Source organism: Paenibacillus sp. MCAF9 (assembly GCF_052114265.1).
Classification (GTDB): Bacteria; Bacillota; Bacilli; order Paenibacillales; family Paenibacillaceae; genus Pristimantibacillus.
Genome location: NZ_JBFREL010000089.1, coordinates 1 through 535 on the forward strand (window position 1 = coordinate 1; position 535 = coordinate 535).

Consider the following 535-nt stretch of genomic DNA (forward strand, 5'->3'; position numbering starts at 1 on the left):
GGTTAAGCTAGTAAGAGCGCACGGAGGATGCCTAGGCACCAGGAGCCGAAGAAGGACGTGGCGAACAACGATACCGCCCCGGGGAGCCGTAAGCAGGCATTGATCCGAGGATTTCCGAATGGGGAAACCCAGCTATCGTAATGGATAGTTACTCTCAACTGAATACATAGGTTGGGTAGAGGCATACCAGGGGAACTGAAACATCTAAGTACCCTGAGGAAGAGAAAACAATAGTGATTCCGTCAGTAGCGGCGAGCGAACGCGGATTAGCCCAAACCAAGGAGCTTGCTCCTTGGGGTTGTAGGACGTCTCACAYGGAGTTACAAAAGTGTTTGGTAGGCGAAGAGGTCTGGAAAGGCCCGCCAGAGCAGGTAAAAGCCCTGTAACCGAAAGCAAGCACCCTCCGAGACGGATCCTGAGTACGGCGGGACACGAGAAACCCCGTCGGAATCCGGCAGGACCATCTGCCAAGGCTAAATACTCCCTGGTGACCGATAGTGAAGCAGTACCGTGAGGGAAAGGTGAAAAGCACCGC

1 rRNA gene is annotated in these 535 nt (G+C 54.1%); it reads left to right on the top strand.

Annotated features, from left to right (window positions below):
• Positions 1-535 (top strand): 23S ribosomal RNA (locus tag AB4Z45_RS33040); the annotation flags it as partial.